Genomic DNA, 19,097 nt, shown 5'->3' with positions numbered 1-19,097 from the left:
ACGGTACCTGCGTACCCGGCGTCGCCGTTGTCAGGCTTGGTGATTCACCGACGTGTGTCGTCTTTCAGCAGCTGTTCCTCACCTGAACGGCCGCCACCCGTGTGCGCAGTGTCACCAATGGAAGCCGCGGCTGAGCCGGGCGAGGGCCATCGCGGCGCGGGACAGATGCTGCTCGCCCTTGCCGATCTTGAGGCCGCCGCCGCCACCCGCGGCCGCCGAGTCCGGGAACACGCGGAATCCTTGGTAGGCCACGGCATCCGTGAGCCCCGGGGTGAGCGTGTAGGCGAGCCCGATGGCCTGCCCGGCGGGCGTGCCGATGTGCTTCGGACGTTCTTTCAGCGCCTTCATCACCATGTCCGCGGCCTGATCCGGCGATTTCGTCGGAAACGCGTCATAGATCTTCGTCGGCCGGATCATCGGCGTGCGCACGAGTGGCATGTGGATGGTCGTGAAGGTGATTCCGTCGCCGTGGGTCTCGGTCGCGGCGATCCGGGAGAAATAGTCCAAAGCGGCCTTCGACGCCGCATACGCCGAAAAGCGCGGCGCGATTCCCTGCACACCGATCGACGAGACGTTGACGACGTGCCCGAATTTCCGTTCGGACATATGCGGCAGTACCGCGAGGATCAGCCGGACGGCGCCGAAGTAGTTGATCGCCATCGCGCGTTCGTAGTCGTGGAACCGGTCGTACGACAGTTTGATCGAACGCCGGATCGACCGGCCTGCGTTGTTCACGAGCATGTCGATCCGGCCGTGGTCGGCGAGCATCGCGTCGACGGCCTTGTGCACCGACTCCTCGTCGGTGAGGTCTGCCGGGTACACCGACGCCGTACCGCCGGCGGCGATGATCTCGTCCCGGACCTCTTCGAGTTCGTGCTGCCGCCGCGCCACGAGCAGCGGCACCCCTCCCGCGGCCGCGACCTTGATCGCGGTCGCCCGGCCGATACCCGACGACGCGCCGGTGATGATCACGCGCCGTCCGTCCAGTTCGCCGCGCGGGCCGTGCTTGCGGGCGCGGAACGGGTCCAGGTGTTCACGCCAGTAACGCCACAGCGTGGGCGCGTAGTCCTCGATCCTGGGAACCTCGACGCCCGTGCCGATGAGCGCCTTGCGTGTCGACGCCGACGAGAACACCGACGGGAACGCCATGGTCTCCAGTAGCACCGGCGGGATACCGAGGCGCTCCATCACGGCGTCGCGCGCGATCGTGAAGCCGGGGATGTGCTCGCTCAGTTTCACCAGGTTGACGATGCCCTTGGACACACGTTCGTTGAGCTGCACGGAGATCGTCGGCGCGCCGGCCGCCTTCGCGAAGGCGTTGTAGACCGAGACGACCGGTTGCGGTTCCGGGTTGACCAGGTGGAACGCGCGTCCGTCGAGGCCCTTCGTGGTGATCAGGGCGTTCAGCGACTCGGCGACGTAGTCGACCGGGACGACGTTGGTGTCGCCGAGGTCGGGGCCGACGATCGGCAGGTCGGGCAGCCCGGTCAGCCTGCTGATCGCGGGGAACAGGTAGTACGGGCCGTCGATCTTGTCCATCTCGCCGGTCTCGGAGTTCCCGACCACGACCGCGGGCCGGTACACCCGCCATGGCACGTCCTGCTGCTCGCGCACGAGGCGCTCCGCCTCGAACTTCGTGCGGTGGTACGGCGTGACAAGCCGCTGGCCGACGTCGAACATCTCCTCGGTGAACATGCCCTCGTGGTCTCCGGCGACGGCGACAGAGGACACGTGGTGCAGGCAGCCGGCGTTCAGATCGGAGGCGAGCGCGATCACCTGCGCGGTGCCTTCGACGTTGGCCTTGATGCTGTCTTCGTCGTCGGCGGTCAGGTCGTAAAGGGCGGCGAGGTGCACGACGTGATCGACACCGCGAAGCTTCTCTCGGTCGTCTTCGCCGACGCCGAGCAGAGGCTCGCCGAGATCACCGATGACGAGGGTGACGCGTTCCGGATGCGGCCAGGCGTTCACGAGTTTCGCGAGTTTGTCCCGCGAGGACGCGCGGACGACGAGCGCGACCTTGTCGACGTCCTCCCTGGTGAGCAGCAGCCGGGTGAACTGGCGCCCGATCAGTCCGGTCGCCCCGGTCACCAGAAAAGTCGCCATCTGCCTCACCCTTTCACCGTGCTCGCCCGCGTCCACCGGCATTCTGCTGCATGACGACGGCGCTGACCACCACGGCACCCGTGAAGTTACTCACGGGTAACTATGCGGGGTCGGCGATGATGACCCGGTTCTCGGCGTAGCCGGTCTCGCCGCCGACCCAGCGGCCACCGCAGGTGACGAGGACGATCCGATGTGGACCGGATTGGCCGAACAGCTCGTCCGCCCGTTGCGGCAGCTCGTTCTTCTTCAGCGTGATCAGCTGGGAAACCTTGTACTGCCAAGACTTCCCCGCCTTGTCGACCACGGTGACGGCGCCGCCGATCCGCTCGGTCCACAACTCGGCGAACGGGCCTGTCGCGCCCTTCCAGTTCACGTGCCCGGCGAACACGCTCGCCCCGGTCGCCGAACTCAGCTCGGCACCCCACCAGGTCACCTCGCCGAGATTCTCCGGCACCGGCAGCTCCGCGCCCGGTCCGAGTTCCTTGCGGATCAGCTTCGCCGCGCCGCCCGCGGGCAGCCGGATCGTTCCGGGGCCTTGCGGTTTCGGGGCTTCGGGTTCCTTCGACGACGACGGCGACGACGGCGACGGCGCGGGAGGTGGCGTCGTGGGAACGATCTCCGGCGGAGGCGGGACTTCTTGTTGCGCGGGCGCTGCCGGGGCGCCGCCCGCGACGGAGGCGGAGACGGGCTGTGCCGTCCCCGCCACCACGGTCGTCGGCGGCCAGATGATCAAGGCCGCGACGAGGTCCGCGCACAGGACCGTGACGGCTCCCAGCGCGAACCCGCGTCGTACTGACATTCCTGAACCCTCTTAGCGTCGCGAAGACCGCCGCGCGGCCACACCCACCATCAGCGAACCGAGCAGCGCGAGCGCGCCGACGCCGAGGATCCCGGCGGTCGACGCCGAGTTCTCGACGGTGCCCTGCATCATCGCCACCGGCCGGTCACCGGCGGGAATGGTGCGCGGTACCTCGTTGGGTGTGTTGGCGACCTTGAGCGCCAGCGTCTCACCCGGCTTGAGCTCACCGCAGGCGGACGGCGGATTCTTCGGGTCGAACGCGTTGGTGTAGCCCGGCGGTGCGCTGACCTCGACCACGCAGATCTCCTGCGGGGTCCGAAGGTTCTCCACGGTGACCGTCCCGGTCTCGCCCTCGGTGGTGACGACGGCGGGCTTGCCGTCGGCGCCGTTGAGCGGCTTGCCGTCGTGGCCGACGGCGGCGGTGGTCTTGTCCTTGGCGGTGATCCGCAGCGCGGCACCCGCGATGCCCTTGTCGGTCTTCGCGTCGACCTTCGTCACCTGGACCTTGCCGGGCTTCGAGACGACCGCGACACCTTGGGCCTTCAGTTCCTTCTCACCACCGGTCGAGACGACCTTCTGCACACCGGTGTCGACCGGGAACTGCACGTAAGGCCGGTCCGCGGGGGCGGACAGTGTGCTGGCCAGCTTCGGCTGGTCACCGGTCGGCGTCACCTTGACCGTGACGGTGCCGTCTTCGCCCGTCTTCACCGTGGCGGCCTTGGCGGTCGAAGTCGACGCGGGTTTGGTGGTCTCGCCGCCGTCGACGGTCGCGTTCGACGGCGTGAGCTTCACCGGCACCCCGGAGATGCCCTTGCCCTTGGCGTTCTTGACGCTGATCGTCCACTCGCCCGCGGTGCCGATGTGCTGGTCTTCCTTCGGCGGCGTGATGGCGGTGGTCCAAGGACCCCGATTGGCCTCGGCGTCCTTGGTCAGCTTCTCGACGGCCGTGGCGGCAGCGGGGTGCTGTGCCTTCAGCTGGTCGAGATGTTCCTGGATCTTGTAGCCGATCTTGTTGGAAGGCAGCTCCGGGTCGGTGTCGGTGTCGGACCTCGGCTTGGCCGTCCAGGAATGGAGCAGGTGAGCGAGCGCGGCGGCTTCGGCGTTGTCCTGCGTTCCGCCGTAGCGGAGGAGCAGGTAGGAGATGTTGGCCGCGATGCCCTCCGGCAGCTTCTGCCCCCACTTGTCGAGCAGTTCGTCGCCGGGCTTGTACTCCTCGTTCGTGTCCGGTGCCTTCTGCTGGAAGCTGACGCAGAACACGTGCTTGCCGTTGACGACGTAGGAGCCGAGCCAGTCGCTGGCCTGGTCGTGGCCGCCGAACGGCTGGCCGGGTGTGACGGCGTGGCCGACGCCCTGTTTCGGGTCGGCGGAGGCCGGTGTCACCGCGACGGTGGCGGACAGGGCGCCGAGTAGGCACGTCGCGATCAGGCTGGTCAAGGCGCGCGAACGCACGCTCGGGCGTGTGGTCCACCCCATGGTGTGTTGACTCCTTTGGCCGTGCTCCGCCCCGGCGCCTTTTACGTCGATGCAGGTCACACGATCGATAGGTTCCCCGACACGCCTTCGGTGATTATCCGAACACGCATCGTGCAGGGTGGCCTGTGATCAGCGGTTTTGGCAAGAGGTCATCAGGTGGGGTATCGGTGAACGGTCGTGATCTCCGCCGCATACGGTGTGGGGGATGGGCCCCGTGCCGAATGTGAGTAAAGTCGTCTTTACTTCGACGGGAACCGGGCGGCCCCCGCGGTCGTTGAACCCGATGCAGGTGCCAGTAGATCCAGGAGGATCAGGTGCGATCCAGTAGCAACCCGGCGTTCCGGAACCTGCCGCGTGGCGCGGCGGAGTACGGACCCAACGTAGGCTTCAACCAACCCCAGGGCGGCGTGCCCGGCTACGGCCCTCCGCAGACCTCCGCCGGTGCCGACGACCGTCCGATGACCGTCGACGACGTCGTCATCAAGACGGCGCTGAGCCTCGGCACCGCGCTGGTGACCGGTGTGCTCACCGCGATCTGGGCGATCAGCCAGATCCCGATGTCGGCGTCCGGCAAGATCCTCGGCATCCCCGGTGCCGTGATCGGCGTGCTCGTCGGCTCGATGATCGTCGGCCTCGTGATCTCGCTGGTGATCATCTTCAAGAAGATGCCGAGCGGTCCGCTCACGCTGGCGTATTCGGCCGTCGAAGGTGTCTTCCTCGGTGCGATCAGTGGCCTCTTCGAAGCGCTGTACCCCGGTATCGCGCTGCAGGCGATCGTCGGTACCACCGGTGTCTTCATCGCGATGCTGGTCGTCTACAAGACGGGTGCCGTCAAGGTCACCCCGAAGCTGACGAAGTGGATCATCGGCGCCGTGGTCGGTGTCGCGATCATGATGCTGGTCAACCTCGTCACCAGCCTCTTCTTCAATTTCAACCCGTTGCGTGACGGTGGCCCGATCGCGATCATCTTCAGCCTCGTGGTGATCGGTGTCGCGGCGTTCAGCTTCCTGCTCGACTTCGACCAGGCCGACCGGATGATCCGCGAAGGCACGCCGTCGAAGTGGTCCTGGTACGTCGCCTTCGGCCTGATGACCACGCTGGTCTGGCTGTACCTCGAGATCCTGCGGTTGCTTTCGTACTTCCGCGAATGACCGACGCCTCTCCGTGAAAGGGCGCTCCGAGCGATCGGGGCGCCCTTTTCCGTGTCGGTGAATACTCTGCTGACATGACCGAGCACAAACGTTCCAAGTGGTTCTGGGTGGGCATCCTGGTGCCGGTCGCGATCGTGGTGATCAGCGCGGCGACCTGGGTCACCGGGTACCTCTCCAGCGCGGACGGCACCGTCGTGGGCGACTGCTACGCGGTCACCACCTTCGGCGACGTCGAGGCCGAGCCGTCGAAGGCGGACTGCGGTTCGATCGAGGCCAACACGAAGCTCGGCGCGAAAGCCGAAAGCGGCGGCGCCTGCCCTCAGGGCGAGTACGACCAGCTGACCATCGACCGGACCTTCTCCTCGTCCAAACTCTGCATGATGATCAACGCCAGGCAGGGCGACTGCTTCGAGAACTTCCTCGCCGACAGCGTGGCGTACCAAAAGGTGGCGTGCTCGGATCCCACGAAGGACGCGGAGGTCGTGAAGGTCATCGACGGCGCTCCGGGCGATACGGCTTGCGACGACACCGGGGCGACCGATCTCAAGAGCTACTCGACTCCGCCTTCGACGGTCTGCGTCAAAGCCGGTAAATAGCGATCTCGACCAGGGGCTTTCACTCGTATGGGGGCCCGATGGGTGGCGTCGATCACGGTGAGTGTTTGATATCGAGGTTCTCATTCCTCTTCACAACTGTGAGGTTTCTCGGTGACCACTTCCCAACCGGCCCCTGGGGGCCAAACGCCGGTGGGACAGCCCGACGCTTTCGGTCCGCCTCCCGGCGTTCAGCCGGTGGCGCCCAAGCGGTCCAAGCTCGCGTGGCTGAAGATCGCCCTTCCGATCGTGATCGTCGTACTCGTCGCCGGCGGGTACGCGGTCAACTACTTCACCGGCACCGACGGTGCCAAGGTCGGTGACTGCCTCGCGGTCACCGAATTCACCAGCAAGGCCGACCCGAAGCAGGCCGACTGCGGGACCGCCGACGCCAACGTCAAGGTCGCGGCGAAGGTGGGCGACAACGAGTCCTGCCCGGAAGGCGCGTACGACGAGTACTCGCAGACCGGTCGTATCTCGTACAAGCTCTGCCTGATGGTCAACGTCAAGCAGGGTGACTGCCTGGCCAACTTCGGCGCCGGGACCGCGGGCTACAAGAAGGTGCCGTGTTCGGACCCGGCCAAGGAGGTCGAGTTCCTGAAGATCGTCGATGGGCAGGTGGACAAGGCGGTGTGCGAAGGCACCGAAGCCACCAACGTCATCAGCTACTCGACCCCGCCGACCACTATGTGCTTCATCAAGGGCGGCAAGTAGCACCTCGTTTCGCGTGAAGGCCCCCTTCCCTCGGCTCAGCCGCGGGAAGGGGGCCTTCACGCGTTCTGGGGAGCAAGGGACCTTTGGTGTCGCCGCCGCCATCCGGCCGTGTGCGCGCCGCCATTCGTCGCACAGTGTGGGACGGGCTGCGACCGAGCGGTCACCGGCCCTAACGTTGCTCGTCCCCAACCCGCCGATCGACCTGGAGTCCTGGTGGCGACGACAGAAACCCAAGCCGGTGAGAAGAAACTCCTCGACTTCCCGACCTCCTGCGCCGCCCCGATCCCGCGACCGGAGGAGCCGGTCAAGATCGTGCCGCTGGCTGTCGCGGGTGCCCTCGCGGTCGGGCTGACCTGGTACGTCTGGGCGGCGCACGGAGCGAAGTTCGGCGTCCTGCTCATTCTCGGTCTGCTGCTCGGCCTCGCGCTCTTCCACTCACGCTTCGGCTTCACCTCGGCCTGGCGCCAGCTGATCGCGGTCGGCAACGGCCAAGGCCTGCGGGCGCACACACTGCTGCTCGGCACGGCCGCGACCCTGATCGCGTTGATCGTCGGCACCGGCTCCGGTCTGTTCGGCAGCACGCCGAACCCGACCGCGGGCGGGCTGGGGCTCGCGCTGTTCGTGGGCGCGACGATCTTCGCCATCGGGATGCAACTGGGCGGCGCGTGCGCGTCGGGAACGTTGTTCGCGGTCGGTTCCGGGCAGTCGACGATCGTGCTGACCCTCGGCGGGTTCATCACCGGTTCGGTCCTCTACACCTGGGCGTATCCGCTGCTTTCGGGCTGGCCGGAGTTCAAGGGGATCCTGCTGTCCGACCACGTCGGCTGGTTCGGTTCGTGGGCGATCACGGTCGCCGTCCTCGCCGCGATCGTGTTCGGCACCCGGTTCGTGCAGAAGCGCCGCAACCCGCCGCCGGTCGACGTCGTCCCGACCGCGCACGGGTTCGCCCGGATCTTCCGCGGTTCCTGGCCGATCCTCGTCGGCGCCGTCGTCCTCGGTGTGCTGGCGGGCGCGGTCTTCCTGGTGTCCGGCGGGATCTGGGGTGTCACGAGCGCGTTCAGCCTGTGGGGCGCCAAGATCCTGCAGGTGTTCGGCCTGCACCCCGAGACGTGGGAGTTCTGGCGGCTCAAGGCGAACGCGGCCTCGCTGGCGGGGCCGATCTGGAAGGACAAGAACAGCCTCACCGACATCGGGATCATGATCGGCGCGGGGGTCGCCGCCGCGGCCGCGGGCGCGTGGAAGATCCACAGCTCGATCCCGTGGCGGACCGCCGTCGCCGCGGTACTCGGCGGGATCCTGATGGGGGTCGGGGCGCGGATGGCGGGTGGCTGCAACATCGGCGCCTACCTCGGCGGCATCTCGGTCGGCAGCCTGCACGGCTGGCTGTGGGGCGTGTTCGCGCTCGGCGGCACCTGGATCGGGCTCAAGCTGCGACCGCTGTTCGGGCTCGGCAACCCGGCTCCCAAGGACAGCGTCTGCTGATCACTCTTTGTGACGTCTCGTACGCGGGCTTGCCCTTTCGGTCCGCGTACGGGGAAAAAGTTGGCATGTAAAACCCGTGTTCGGCTACCCTCGGCTACATACCCGCGCTTGCGCCTTAATGCACAAGCGCGGTCGGGGAAGGCCTGGCGACGACGTCGGGCGTCAAATTCCGTAGTCGCGACCACGGGGGTTGTCGCGTCCACTGAGTATCAGGGGCGGGTTTTTCATGTCAACGCAAAGTCCGGCCGCGCCGGGCGGCGACAAACTCGACGCGGGTGTGCTCAAGGTCGCCGTCGTCGTCATCCTCGGCGCGATCATGGCGATCCTCGACACGACGGTCGTCAACGTCGCGCTCCAGAAACTGACCATCGAGTTCCAGACCTCGTTCGACACCATCCAGTGGATCGCGACCGGCTACATGCTGGCGCTGGCCACGGTCATCCCGATCACCGGCTGGGCCTCGGACCGGTTCGGCACGAAGCGGCTCTACATGACCGCGATCGGGCTGTTCCTGATCGGGTCGATGCTCGCCGGCATGGCGTGGGACGTCGAATCGCTGATCGTCTTCCGGGTCCTGCAGGGCTTCGGCGGCGGCATGCTGATGCCCGCCGGCATGACGATCCTGACCAGGGCCGCCGGACCGCACCGGATCGGCCGCGTGATGGGCGTGCTCGGCGTGCCGATGCTGCTCGGCCCGATCGGCGGCCCGATCCTCGGCGGCTGGCTGGTCGACGCGGTGAGCTGGCGCTGGATCTTCTACATCAACCTGCCGATCGGCCTGATCACCATGGTCCTGGCCTGGCGCCTGCTGCCGAAGGACCGGCCGGAACCCAGCGAGCGCTTCGACTTCGTCGGCATGCTGATGGTGTCGCCGGGCCTTGCCGCGCTGATCTTCGGTGTTTCGAACATCCCGTCGGCGGGCGGTGTCGGCGCGGTGGACGTCTGGCTGCCCGCGCTGGCCGGGGTCGGGCTGCTGGTGGCGTTCGTGTTCCGGGCGGGCCGGGTCTCGAACCCGCTGGTCGACCTGAAACTGTTCAAGAACCGGTCGTTCTCGGTCGCCATGGTGACGATGACCTTCTTCTGCGTCGCGTTCTTCGGCGCGATGCTGCTCCTGCCGACGTACTTCGTGCTGGCGCGCGGTGAATCGGCGATGAACGCCGGTCTGCTGCTCGCCCCGCAGGGTTTCGGCGCGATGCTGACCATGCCGATCGCGGGCCGGTTCGCGGACAAGATCGGCTCGCGGAAGATCGTGCTGCCCGGTCTCGTACTGATGCTCGCCGGGCTGATCGCCTTCACCCAGCTCACCGCGACGACGCCGTACTGGCTGCTGCTCTCGGCGCTGTTCGTGATGGGGCTCGGAATGGGCGCGACGATGATGCCGATCACCTCGGCCGCGTTGCAGACGCTCAAGTCGGAGGACATGGCGAAGGCGTCGACGGCGACGAACATCGTGCAGCAGACCGCGGGCGCGATCGGCGCGGCGGTGCTGTCGATCATCCTGGCGGCGCTGCTGGCCGGGAAGTTCGGCGTGCCGACCGCGCAGGGGCAGTTGGCGGCGACGGCGGCGGTGTTCAACCCGGCGACCCACGAGGTGGCTTCGGGACTGACCGCGGACGCGTTCTCGACGACGTTCCTGTGGTCGATGATCCTGCTCGCGCTGTGCCTGATCCCGGCGGCGTTCCTGCCGAAGACCAAGCCCGCGCTGCCCGAGGGAGTCGACGGCGAGGTCCCCGCGGCCCCGCCGATCATGACCCACTAGGGCCTGGAAGGAAGCAAGGGACCTTTGCTCACGTCAGTTAGCGTGCTAACGAACGTGAGCAAAGGTCCCTTGCTCTCTTTGAGATGACCGAGAGGTCTCCCAAAGGGCGCTCAGCGCCCGACGAGACTAGGACAAGCGCTCCAGCACCATCGCCATGCCCTGGCCGCCGCCGACGCACATCGTCTCGAGGCCGAACTGCTTGTCGTGGTGCTGCAGCGAGTTGATCAGCGTCGAGGTGATCCGCGCGCCGGTCATGCCGAACGGGTGGCCGACGGCGATCGCGCCGCCGTTGACGTTCAGCTTGTCGAGGTCGATCCCGAGGTCCTTGTACGACGGGATGACCTGCGCGGCGAACGCTTCGTTGATCTCGACGAGGTCGATGTCGCCGGCCGACATCCCGGCACGGGCGAGAGCACGCTTCGACGCCTCGACCGGGCCGTAGCCCATGATCTCCGGCGACAGCCCCGAAACACCGGTCGAGACGACGCGGGCGAGGGGCGTGAGGCCGAGTTCCTTCGCCTTGGTGTCGGACATGATGATCACCGCGGCGGCGCCGTCGTTGAGCGCGCAGCAGTTGCCCGCGGTGATCCGGCCGTCGGGGCGGAAGACCGGCTTGAGGCCGGAAACACCTTCGAGGGTGACGCCGGCGCGCGGGCCGTCGTCCTTCGAGATCACGGTGCCGTCCGGCAGGGTCACCGGGGTGATGTCCTTGGCCCAGAAGCCGTCCGCGATGGCCTTCTCGGCGAGGTTCTGCGAACGGACGCCGAACTCGTCCATCTCCTCGCGCGAAACGTTCTTCAGGCGTGCGAGGTTCTCGGCGGTCTGGCCCATCGCGATGTAGACGTCCGGGAGGACACCGTTCTCGCGCGGGTCGCTCCAGCTGTCGGCACCTTCGGAGGCCACCTGCGCGGTGCGGGCCTCGGCGTCGGCGAACAGCGGGTTGTGCGTGTTCGGCCAGGAATCCGAGCTGCCGTTGGCGAAGCGCGAAACGGTCTCGACACCGGCGGAGATGAACACGTCGCCTTCGCCCGCCTTGATCGCGTGCAGCGCCATGCGGGTGGTCTGGAGGCTGGAGGAGCAGTACCGCGTGACCGTGCAACCGGGCAGGTGGTCATAGCCGAGTTCGACCGCGACCGTGCGGCCCATGTTGAAGCCCTGCTCGCCACCGGGGAGACCACAGCCCAACATGAGGTCTTCGATCTGGGCCGGGTCGAGTTCGGGGACCTTGTCGAGCGCGGCGCGGACCATCTGCGCGGTGAGGTCGTCCGGGCGGATGCTCACCAGCGATCCCTTGCCGGCGCGGCCGATCGGGGATCGGGCGGTGGAGACGATGACGGCTTCGGGCATGGAACGACACTCCCTTGTTCTCGATCCAGACGCGCGCTAAGCGGTTGCTCACCTCGCATCCTTCACCGGTTGGAGGTGCGGGTCAAAGGCGAACGCGATCCACGCCACACCACCCGGTGACGCGGTGATGCCGCCGGAGTTGAGTGGACACATCCCGACCTGCGGCGTTTAGGCTGTCAGCGTGGATTACGTCGAGCACATCGTGGACCTCGTGGGCAACACCCCTCTGGTCAAGCTGAACGCACTGGCCGAGGGGCTGCAACCGCTCATCCTGGCCAAGGTCGAGTACGTCAACCCCGGCGGCAGCGTCAAGGACCGCATCGCGCTGCGGATGATCGAAGCCGCGGAGCGTTCCGGCGAGCTGAAGCCCGGCGGGACCATCGTCGAGCCGACGTCCGGCAACACCGGCGTCGGGCTGGCCATGGTGGCGCAGCGCAAGGGGTACAAGTGCGTGTTCGTCTGCCCGGACAAGGTCAGCGAGGACAAGCGCAACGTGCTCAAGGCCTACGGCGCCCGCGTCGTGGTCTGCCCGACCGCGGTCGCGCCGGAACATCCGGACTCCTATTACAACGTCTCCGACCGTCTCGTGCGTGAGATCGAGGGCGCCTGGAAGCCGAACCAGTACGCCAACCCGGAGAACCCCGCCAGCCACTACCACTCGACCGGCCCGGAGCTCTGGCGCCAGACCGAGGGCAAGATCACGCACTTCGTCGCGGGCGTCGGCACGGGCGGCACCATCTCGGGCACCGGCAAGTACCTCAAGGAGGTCAGCGACGGCCGTGTCCAGGTCATCGGCGCGGACCCCGAAGGCTCGGTGTACTCCGGTGGTTCCGGACGGCCGTACCTGGTCGAGGGCGTCGGCGAGGACTTCTGGCCGGAGACCTACGACCGGAACGTCGCCGACCAGATCATCCCGGTCTCGGACGCGCACTCCTTCGACATCACCCGTCGTCTCGCGCTCGAAGAGGGACTGCTCGTCGGCGGCTCGTGCGGGATGGCCGTCGCCGCCGCGCTCAAGCTCGCCGAGGGCCTCGGCCCGGACGACGTCGTGGTCGTGCTCCTCCCCGACGGCGGCCGCGGCTACCTCACCAAGGTGTTCAACGACAGCTGGATGTCCTCCTACGGCTTCCTGCCGCCGGACTCCAGCGGCGCGACCGTCGGCGACGTCCTGATGAAGAAGAGCGGCTCGCTGCCCAGCCTGGTGCACAGTCACCCGAACGAGACGGTCGCCGAAGCGGTGGCGATCCTCGCCGAGTTCGGCGTCAGCCAGATGCCCGTGGTCAGCGCGGAACCGCCGGTCATGGCGGCCGAGGTCGTCGGCGCGGTCAACGAACGCGATCTGCTCGAAGCCCTCTTTACCGGCAAGGCGCAGCTGGCCGACAGGCTCGAGCAGCACATGTCGGAGCCGTTGCCGACCATCGGCGCCGGCGAACAGGTGAGTTCGGCGATGAACGCGCTCTCGGGTGCCGACGGCGCGCTGGTGCTGGTGGACGGCAAGCCGGCGGGCGTCGTCACCCGGCACGACCTGCTCGCGTTTCTCGCGGGACGGTAAAGAGGCATTTCATCGGATGGTCGGGCCGGGGCGTTACGAGCGGCCCACCCGGCTATCCGATAGCGTGTTGGGTGAGTTGAACTTTTATGTCCTCGTCAAGGGGGTTCAAGACCCAAATGAGTGCTCCGCAGCCACCGAATCAGCCTTGGGGTGGCGCCCAGCCACCGCAAGGACCCCCGAGTGGCCCCCAGCCGCAGCAAGACAACCCGTTCGGTTCCCCGGAACCGACCCAGGTGGTGCAGCCCGGACAGCCGGCCCAGCCCGACTACGGGCAACCGCAGTACGGGCAGCAGCCCTCGTACGAGCAGCCCCAGGGTGGCGGGTTCGGCGACACGCCGGAGCCCACACAGGTCGTGCAGCCGGTCCAGCCGGGTTCGGGCGACGCGAACGCGACCCAGGTCGTGCAGCCGGTGAGCCCTGGCGGGGAGACCCCCGCCAGTGAGTCCACCCAGCTCGTGCCGCCGGGTTCGCAGCCGCCCGCCATCCCGTACGCCCCGCCGCCGAGCGCGGCCGACAACCCCGCCGCGGGTGCCTATGGCGCCCAGGGTGGCGGTTTCGGTCAGCAGCAAGGCTTCGGCGGACCCCCGCAGGGCGGGTTCGACCCGTCGCAGGGGCAGCAGCAGCCCGGTTACGGCCAGCCGCAGCAGGGCTTCGGCGGACCGCCTCAGGGCGGATTCGGCCAGCAGCCCGGTTTCGGCGGACCGCCGCAGGGCTACAGCCCCGCTCCCGCCGGTGGCGGAGGCGGTAACCCGCTGTTCGGGTTCATCGCCGGTGGCCTCGTCGGCCTCCTCGGTCTTCTCGCGCTGATCTTCAGCTTCGTCTACTTCGGCGACGCGAGCGAGTTCTCCGAAGGCGTCGACAGCCAGTCCTCCAAGCTCGGTGAGGAGGCGGTGAACAAGCTTCTCGACCAGTTCGGCTTGGCGTCGCCCGGCACCGTTTGGCTTTACGTGATCCTGCTGCTGGTCGCTTCGATCATCGCGACGGCGGCCGGTGCCGGTCTCGCGCTGGCGAGCAAGCTCCCGGCTTCGATCAAGAAGATCGTCCCGATCGCGGTCACCGCGGGCGGTGCTCTGCTGCTTCTCTTCGGCATCCTGCTCCTGGGCGCCACGACCGCGTCCGGTGACGGTGTCCCGAACGAGGTCAGCATCGGGATCGGCCTGCCGCACCTGATCTTCGGCATCCTGATCCTGATCGTCGGAGTGCTGGGCCTGATCCCGCCGACCGCGCAGTTCGTCGGTCTCGGTGGCGGCGGCTCGGTGCTCGGCGCGCCGCAGGGCGGCCAGCCCGGTGGTTTCGGCGGCCCGCCGCAGGGCGGCTTCGGCCAGCCGGGGCAGCCCAACCCGTACGGACAGCCGCAGCCCGGCCCCTATGGCCAGCCCGGTCAGCCCGGCCCGGCTTCGGGTGGTTTCCCGCAGCAGGGACAGCACGGTGGTTTCGGGCAGCAGCCCGGACAGTCCGGTCCGCCCAGCGGCGGATTCGGCCAGCCTGGTCAGCCGCCGCAGGGCGGCTACGGCCAGCCTCCGCAGCAGCACGGTGGTTTCGGGCAGCAGCCCGGTCAGCCGGGTCAGCCCGGTGGCGGTTTCGGCCAGCCGGGTCAGCAGCCCGGTCAGCCGCCGCAGCAGTGGTGATTCGCCGCTACTGAACGGTTTTGCTCAGAACACCCCCGGCTTTCGGCCGGGGGTGTTCTGTTTTCGCGAGGTCGCCGGATTCGCCGACCACGTGCGGGTCCACCGGGCTAGGGTTAGCGCCGTTAACCCACACCCGGCTGATGGGGGCGACGTGACCGGTCCGTACGGATATCCCGCGCAGCCCGGACCGGCGAACTTCGGCTATCACGCACCGCAGATCCGGCCGAGCGCGGTGACGGCGATCATCGCGGCATTGCTGGGGCTCGTCGCCGCGGGCACCGCCGGATACCTCCCGGTCTACTTCTTCCTCGAACTGCCGTCCGGGTTCAGCATCGGTGATCTGCCCGGTCTCGTACTCACCGCGCTGGGGCTGTACCTGCTGGCCGCGTTGCTCCTCCTGGTCGGCTCGCTGTCGGCGTTCTTCCGCTCCGTCGCGGGTGCGATCCTGCTGGTGCTCGGTTCGCTGATGGTGATCACCGCCGTGCTGATGGAACCGTTGGCGTTCAACGGGGCCTACGGCCTGTACTTCCGCATGCAGTTCGAGTTCGAGACGTTCGTCGCCCTCGTGCGCGTGGTCATGTTCGCGGTCGTCCCGTTCACGCTGATCTTCGCGATCATCCCGCCGACCCTGAAGTATCTGCGCTGGCGCCCTTCCCCGGCCCAGCCCTACCGGCCGCAGAATGAGGCTCCCCGTCAAAGCGGTTGGTGAGTCCTGAGCGGGAGCCGCGGAAACAGGATCGCCTTCCGGGCTGGTAGCCGGGCTGACAGGATGAGGCGAGGATTTCGGCAGGGGGAGCGATGACGTACCAGCAGTACCCGCCGCACGGCGGATATCCGCCGCCCGGCGCCTACCCGCCTCCGGGAATGCCGCGGCGACCGAATGGCGCCACCGGGATCATCGCCGGGATCCTCGCGATTCTCGGCGGGCTCTGGTTCCTCGCCGGCGTCGCGTTCCACATCATCGAACTCTCCCATTTCACCATTTCGTTCCTCGTGGTCGGCGCGGTACTCGACTTCCTCACCGCGGCCCTGCTTTTGAGCGGCGGCATCCTGCTGCTCCTGCGCAAAGGCGCCGGGCGAGTGCTCACCGTCGTCGGCGCCGGGGCCACGCTCGGTTTCGTGGCCCTAGCCTTCGTGCTCCGGGCGATCGGCGCGGGTTTCTACTTCACGTACAGCGGGGTGACCCTGCAGTTCGGCGTCGGCGTGCTCCTCATCGTGGTCCTGGCCCCGGCGATCGCGACCCTCGTGCTGGCGCTGATCCCGCCGACCGCGCGCTGGGTGGCGGCCAAGAAGCAGCCCGCGGGGTTCATGCCGCCGCCTCACTACGGCTACCCGCCACCGCAGCAGGGCCCTACACCCGGACAGTGGTGAGTTCAATCCCAGTTGATGGGATATCGATGAGGTGGTCGTACCCTGGGAGGTATGGCCGACGACTACTCTCTGCTGGGCTTCGAGACACGCGCGATCCACGCCGGGCAGACCCCTGATCCCCGGACCGGCGCGGTCATCGTGCCGATCTATCAGACCTCGACCTACGCGCAGGACGGCGTCGGCGGCACGCGCGAAGGCGACTACGAATACTCCCGTACCGCGAACCCCACGCGCACCGCGCTGGAGGTCGCGCTCGCGGCACTCGAAGGCGCCCGGCACGGTCTGGCCTACTCGTCGGGGATGGCGGCCAGTGACGTCCTGCTGCGGGCGACCCTGCGGCCCGGCGACCACCTCGTGCTCGGCAACGACGCGTACGGCGGCACGTTCCGGCTGATCGACAAGGTGCTCAGCCTGTGGGGCGTCGAGCACACGGTCGCCGACCTGGGCAACATCGCCGAGGTCCGCGCCGCGATCCGGCCGGAGACGAAGCTGATCTGGTGCGAGTCGCCGACGAACCCGATGCTGGGGATCGCGGACATCGCCGCGCTGGCCGAGGTCGCGCACGGCGCCGGCGCCCGCCTGGTCGTCGACAACACCTTCGCCACCCCGTACCTGCAGAACCCGCTTTCGCTGGGTGCCGATGTCGTCCTGCACTCGACGACCAAGTACCTCGGCGGGCACTCGGACGTCGTCGGCGGCGCGATCCTGACCAACGAGGACGAGCTGCGCGAGCAGCTGTTCTACCTGCGCAACGCGGCGGGCGCGGTGCCCGGCCCGTTCGACGCGTGGCTGACCCTGCGCGGGATCAAGACGCTCGCGCTGCGGATGGAGCGGCACAGCGACAACGCCGAGCTGATCGCCCGGATGCTGTTGAAGCACCCGAAGGTCGATCGCGTCTACTACCCGGGCCTGCCGGAACACCCCGGCCACGAGATCGCTTCGAAGCAGATGCGGCGCTTCGGCGGGATGATCTCGTTCACCCACGTCGACGGTGAGCAGGCCGCGCTCGACGTCGCGTCGAAGACGAAGCTGTTCATCCTCGCCGAGTCGCTGGGCGGGATCGAATCGCTCATCGAGCACCCCGGCCGGATGACCCACGCGAGCACCGCCGGGTCCACCCTCGAGGTGCCGGACAACCTGCTGCGCCTGTCCGTCGGCATCGAGGACGGCAGTGACCTGGTCGCCGATCTGGCCAAGGCCCTGGGCTGACCGCCGCCGAGCCCAGGGTGGGAGCAAGGGACCTTTGCTATCGTTAGCGTACCCATGCTAACTAAATGACAGCAAAGGTCCCTTGCTCTCTTTGCGCTGGTCAGCGCGGTGTGGTGGGAGAATCGCCCGGTTACGGGCGGAAGTTACTGGGCTCGATGCCGCTCTTCGCGTCCGCTTCGTGCGTAGTGCCCTGAGGGGCGGCAGGCAGTTCGGAGCCGTCGACGCAGCCACCGACGAGCTCGATGTGGTTGTCGTGCCGGATGTACTGGCCAGGGTCCACGCAACCGGCGCGATCGACCGTGTAGACGGCGGCACCGGTCAGTAGAGCGGCCGAGGTGAGGGCCAGCACGACCGGGAGCAGCCCGGCTGAACGGGTCGCCCGGGCCCTGCCGATGTTCCCCCGTGTCATGCGCGCTCCCTGGTCGCCTTCGCCGCCGTCGTCAAGAGTACCTGGATGGTGAACTTGTCACGTGACGTATCCGTCAGGTGGCATCATCCGGTCAGGGATCCGGTCGCTGACGCCCTGAGAACGGCGCGCTTCAGGACGCCTGCTGGCCGGTGATGGCGGCGACCGCGAGTTCGCGTTCGGGCTCGCCGACCTCCGGCAGAGTGAACCGCGACGCCCGGATGTGGGTGAGCAGTTCGGGATCGGGCGCCACACCGTGCTCGCGCAGGTAGTAGGCGACCGCGCCCGGCCAGTACCAGCTGCCGTCCGTGCGAAAGTTCAACGGTACCAACGGTTCCCGGTCGGGCTCGAACGCGTCGGCGTCGTAGGTCCGCGACGCCAGCACGACCGGCGCACCGTCGAGGTACTCCAGCACACGGTCTCGCTCGGCGGGGGACAGCGGCTCGCGGTTCACCACCGGACGGCCAGACTCGTCGAGGCTGTCGTAGACCCGTGGCGAGCGCAGGGCTTCCGGGGTTTCGGCCGGCGGAGTGGCGGCCACCTGCTCGGCCGGCGGTGCGGCTTCGAGTCCGGCTCGCTGTCGCAGCCAGTTCGGGATGTTCTGCTCGGCCCGCGGGAAGAACCGCAGTTCGTCCTGGAAGCCGATCTGAGGCGGCGCCTGCCGCCACGGCGGCTCGACATCCGGGAGGAAGTCCGTGCTGAGCACCGTCGCCGAGCTGTAGACCAGGATCGCGCTCAGCCAGGTCCCGCGGCCGGGCTGGTACATCCCCGCACGCAGGTTTCCGAGCAGCTGCACGGCTTCCGGGCTCGGCTGCACCGGACGCGGCAGACCGTCCTGCCCGGTGACGAGCAGATCGGCCTCGACATGCCTGCCCGCCGCCCGGTACTCGACGCGCATCTGCTGCCAGCCAGGCGGAAGCGGAGTCGCGAGGGCATGACCGATCTGCCAGACGAGCTGCTGTTGCTGCTGCTGGTTCAACGGCGTCGGCGGCTGGGTCATCGTCTTCCTCAGTCGGTCTTGGCGCCGGAGGCGGCCAATCCACGCTTGAACCAGTCCGGCATGTAAGTTTCGCCTCGGGGGAACCGTTCCTGCTCCAGGGCGAACTCGTCCGGTGCGGGGTACGGCTGGAAGTCGGGTTCGTTCTGCCAGTTGTACTGCACGCGGAACCGCGACGGGGGTTCGATGACGAGCCTGGCCGAGAACCAGGTTCCTTCGCCTTCTTGGTACATGCCGCCGCGCAGCCGCTGGAACATGCGCCACGTCTCGACGGACGGTTCCCACACCTGGTAGGTGCCGTTCGGGTCGAGCACGCCGACCGCGACGTCGATGTTCTTGCCGACCACCCGGTAGTCCAGCATCACCTCACGCCAGCCCGGCGGCAGAGCACCGACCACCGACAAGGTGATCTCGCCGAGAAGCTCGTTCTGCGCGATGGGGTCGAGCTGAGGCCATTGAGCCATCCGGTAAATCCTCCTCGTGGTCACCGCTGGAATAGCGATGACCCATCAT

The 19,097-nt window shown here is 67.9% G+C and carries 17 protein-coding genes; 10 read left to right on the top strand and 7 right to left on the bottom strand.

Going from position 1 to position 19,097, the window contains the following annotated elements; genetic code table 11:
* Nucleotides 1-111: 111 nt before the first annotated feature.
* From BKN51_RS28330 to BKN51_RS28320, 3 genes are all read right to left on the bottom strand, one after another.
* The gene (locus BKN51_RS28330) at nucleotides 112-2,103 is read right to left on the bottom strand and encodes an SDR family oxidoreductase (RefSeq protein WP_101613503.1); all 1,992 of its coding nucleotides are present in this window, start codon (nucleotides 2,101-2,103) and stop codon (nucleotides 112-114) included.
* Between the two features lie 100 nt (nucleotides 2,104-2,203).
* The gene (locus tag BKN51_RS28325; protein ID WP_101610544.1) at nucleotides 2,204-2,902 is read right to left on the bottom strand and encodes a class F sortase; all 699 of its coding nucleotides are present in this window, start codon (nucleotides 2,900-2,902) and stop codon (nucleotides 2,204-2,206) included.
* Nucleotides 2,903-2,914: 12 nt separating this feature from the next.
* A complete protein-coding gene (locus BKN51_RS28320; RefSeq protein WP_101610543.1) occupies nucleotides 2,915-4,375 on the bottom strand; it encodes a SpaA isopeptide-forming pilin-related protein in 1,461 nt (486 codons plus the stop codon).
* A 314-nt stretch (nucleotides 4,376-4,689) separates the two neighbouring features.
* Between BKN51_RS28320 and BKN51_RS28315 the strand changes: the two genes are divergently transcribed.
* The 5 genes from BKN51_RS28315 to BKN51_RS28295 all read left to right on the top strand — a co-directional run bounded on the left by BKN51_RS28315 (nucleotide 4,690) and on the right by BKN51_RS28295 (nucleotide 10,074).
* Nucleotides 4,690-5,526: a Bax inhibitor-1/YccA family protein gene (locus BKN51_RS28315; protein ID WP_101610542.1), complete on the top strand. Its 837-nt coding sequence runs from the start codon at nucleotides 4,690-4,692 to the stop codon at nucleotides 5,524-5,526.
* Nucleotides 5,527-5,600: 74 nt separating this feature from the next.
* Nucleotides 5,601-6,122 (top strand): LppU/SCO3897 family protein, encoded by a 522-nt coding sequence (locus BKN51_RS28310; RefSeq protein ID WP_101610541.1) that lies wholly within the window; start codon nucleotides 5,601-5,603, stop codon nucleotides 6,120-6,122.
* Nucleotides 6,123-6,233: 111 nt separating this feature from the next.
* A complete protein-coding gene (locus BKN51_RS28305) occupies nucleotides 6,234-6,833 on the top strand; it encodes an LppU/SCO3897 family protein (RefSeq protein WP_233222965.1) in 600 nt (199 codons plus the stop codon).
* Between the two features lie 213 nt (nucleotides 6,834-7,046).
* A complete protein-coding gene (locus tag BKN51_RS28300) occupies nucleotides 7,047-8,315 on the top strand; it encodes a YeeE/YedE family protein (protein ID WP_101610539.1) in 1,269 nt (422 codons plus the stop codon).
* Nucleotides 8,316-8,541: 226 nt separating this feature from the next.
* Nucleotides 8,542-10,074 (top strand): DHA2 family efflux MFS transporter permease subunit, encoded by a 1,533-nt coding sequence (locus BKN51_RS28295; protein ID WP_101610538.1) that lies wholly within the window; start codon nucleotides 8,542-8,544, stop codon nucleotides 10,072-10,074.
* Between the two features lie 126 nt (nucleotides 10,075-10,200).
* Here BKN51_RS28295 and BKN51_RS28290 read toward each other — a convergent pair whose 3' ends face one another.
* Nucleotides 10,201-11,421 (bottom strand): acetyl-CoA C-acetyltransferase, encoded by a 1,221-nt coding sequence (locus BKN51_RS28290; protein WP_101610537.1) that lies wholly within the window; start codon nucleotides 11,419-11,421, stop codon nucleotides 10,201-10,203.
* Between the two features lie 181 nt (nucleotides 11,422-11,602).
* Here BKN51_RS28290 and BKN51_RS28285 point away from each other — a divergent pair, with 181 nt between their 5' ends.
* The 5 genes from BKN51_RS28285 (at nucleotide 11,603) to BKN51_RS28265 (ending at nucleotide 17,181) form a co-directional block, all read left to right on the top strand.
* Complete coding sequence (locus BKN51_RS28285) at nucleotides 11,603-12,973, top strand: cystathionine beta-synthase (RefSeq protein ID WP_101610536.1); 1,371 nt, start codon at nucleotides 11,603-11,605, stop codon at nucleotides 12,971-12,973.
* A gap of 233 nt (nucleotides 12,974-13,206) precedes the next feature.
* Nucleotides 13,207-14,601, top strand: coding sequence for a hypothetical protein (locus tag BKN51_RS28280; protein ID WP_101610535.1), 1,395 nt, complete (start codon nucleotides 13,207-13,209; stop codon nucleotides 14,599-14,601).
* Nucleotides 14,602-14,752: 151 nt separating this feature from the next.
* Entirely contained in the window at nucleotides 14,753-15,310 is a 558-nt protein-coding gene (locus BKN51_RS28275) for a hypothetical protein (protein ID WP_101610534.1), read from the top strand.
* Nucleotides 15,311-15,399: 89 nt separating this feature from the next.
* Nucleotides 15,400-15,972, top strand: coding sequence for a hypothetical protein (locus tag BKN51_RS28270; protein ID WP_101610533.1), 573 nt, complete (start codon nucleotides 15,400-15,402; stop codon nucleotides 15,970-15,972).
* A gap of 51 nt (nucleotides 15,973-16,023) precedes the next feature.
* A complete protein-coding gene (locus BKN51_RS28265) occupies nucleotides 16,024-17,181 on the top strand; it encodes a cystathionine gamma-synthase (RefSeq protein WP_101610532.1) in 1,158 nt (385 codons plus the stop codon).
* Nucleotides 17,182-17,311: 130 nt separating this feature from the next.
* On the opposite strand, the gene BKN51_RS28260 is transcribed toward BKN51_RS28265, so the two are convergent.
* From BKN51_RS28260 to BKN51_RS28250, 3 genes are all read right to left on the bottom strand, one after another.
* A complete protein-coding gene (locus BKN51_RS28260) occupies nucleotides 17,312-17,590 on the bottom strand; it encodes a hypothetical protein (protein ID WP_101610531.1) in 279 nt (92 codons plus the stop codon).
* Nucleotides 17,591-17,720: 130 nt separating this feature from the next.
* The gene (locus BKN51_RS28255) at nucleotides 17,721-18,587 is read right to left on the bottom strand and encodes a ferredoxin (protein ID WP_101610530.1); all 867 of its coding nucleotides are present in this window, start codon (nucleotides 18,585-18,587) and stop codon (nucleotides 17,721-17,723) included.
* Between the two features lie 8 nt (nucleotides 18,588-18,595).
* Complete coding sequence (locus BKN51_RS28250) at nucleotides 18,596-19,048, bottom strand: hypothetical protein (protein ID WP_101610529.1); 453 nt, start codon at nucleotides 19,046-19,048, stop codon at nucleotides 18,596-18,598.
* Between the last annotated feature and the right edge of the window lie 49 nt (nucleotides 19,049-19,097).

Origin of the sequence: Amycolatopsis sp. BJA-103 (assembly GCF_002849735.1) — a bacterium.
In the GTDB taxonomy this organism is placed as follows: Bacteria; Actinomycetota; Actinomycetes; order Mycobacteriales; family Pseudonocardiaceae; genus Amycolatopsis.
This window is presented reverse-complemented; position numbering and strand designations above follow the sequence as displayed.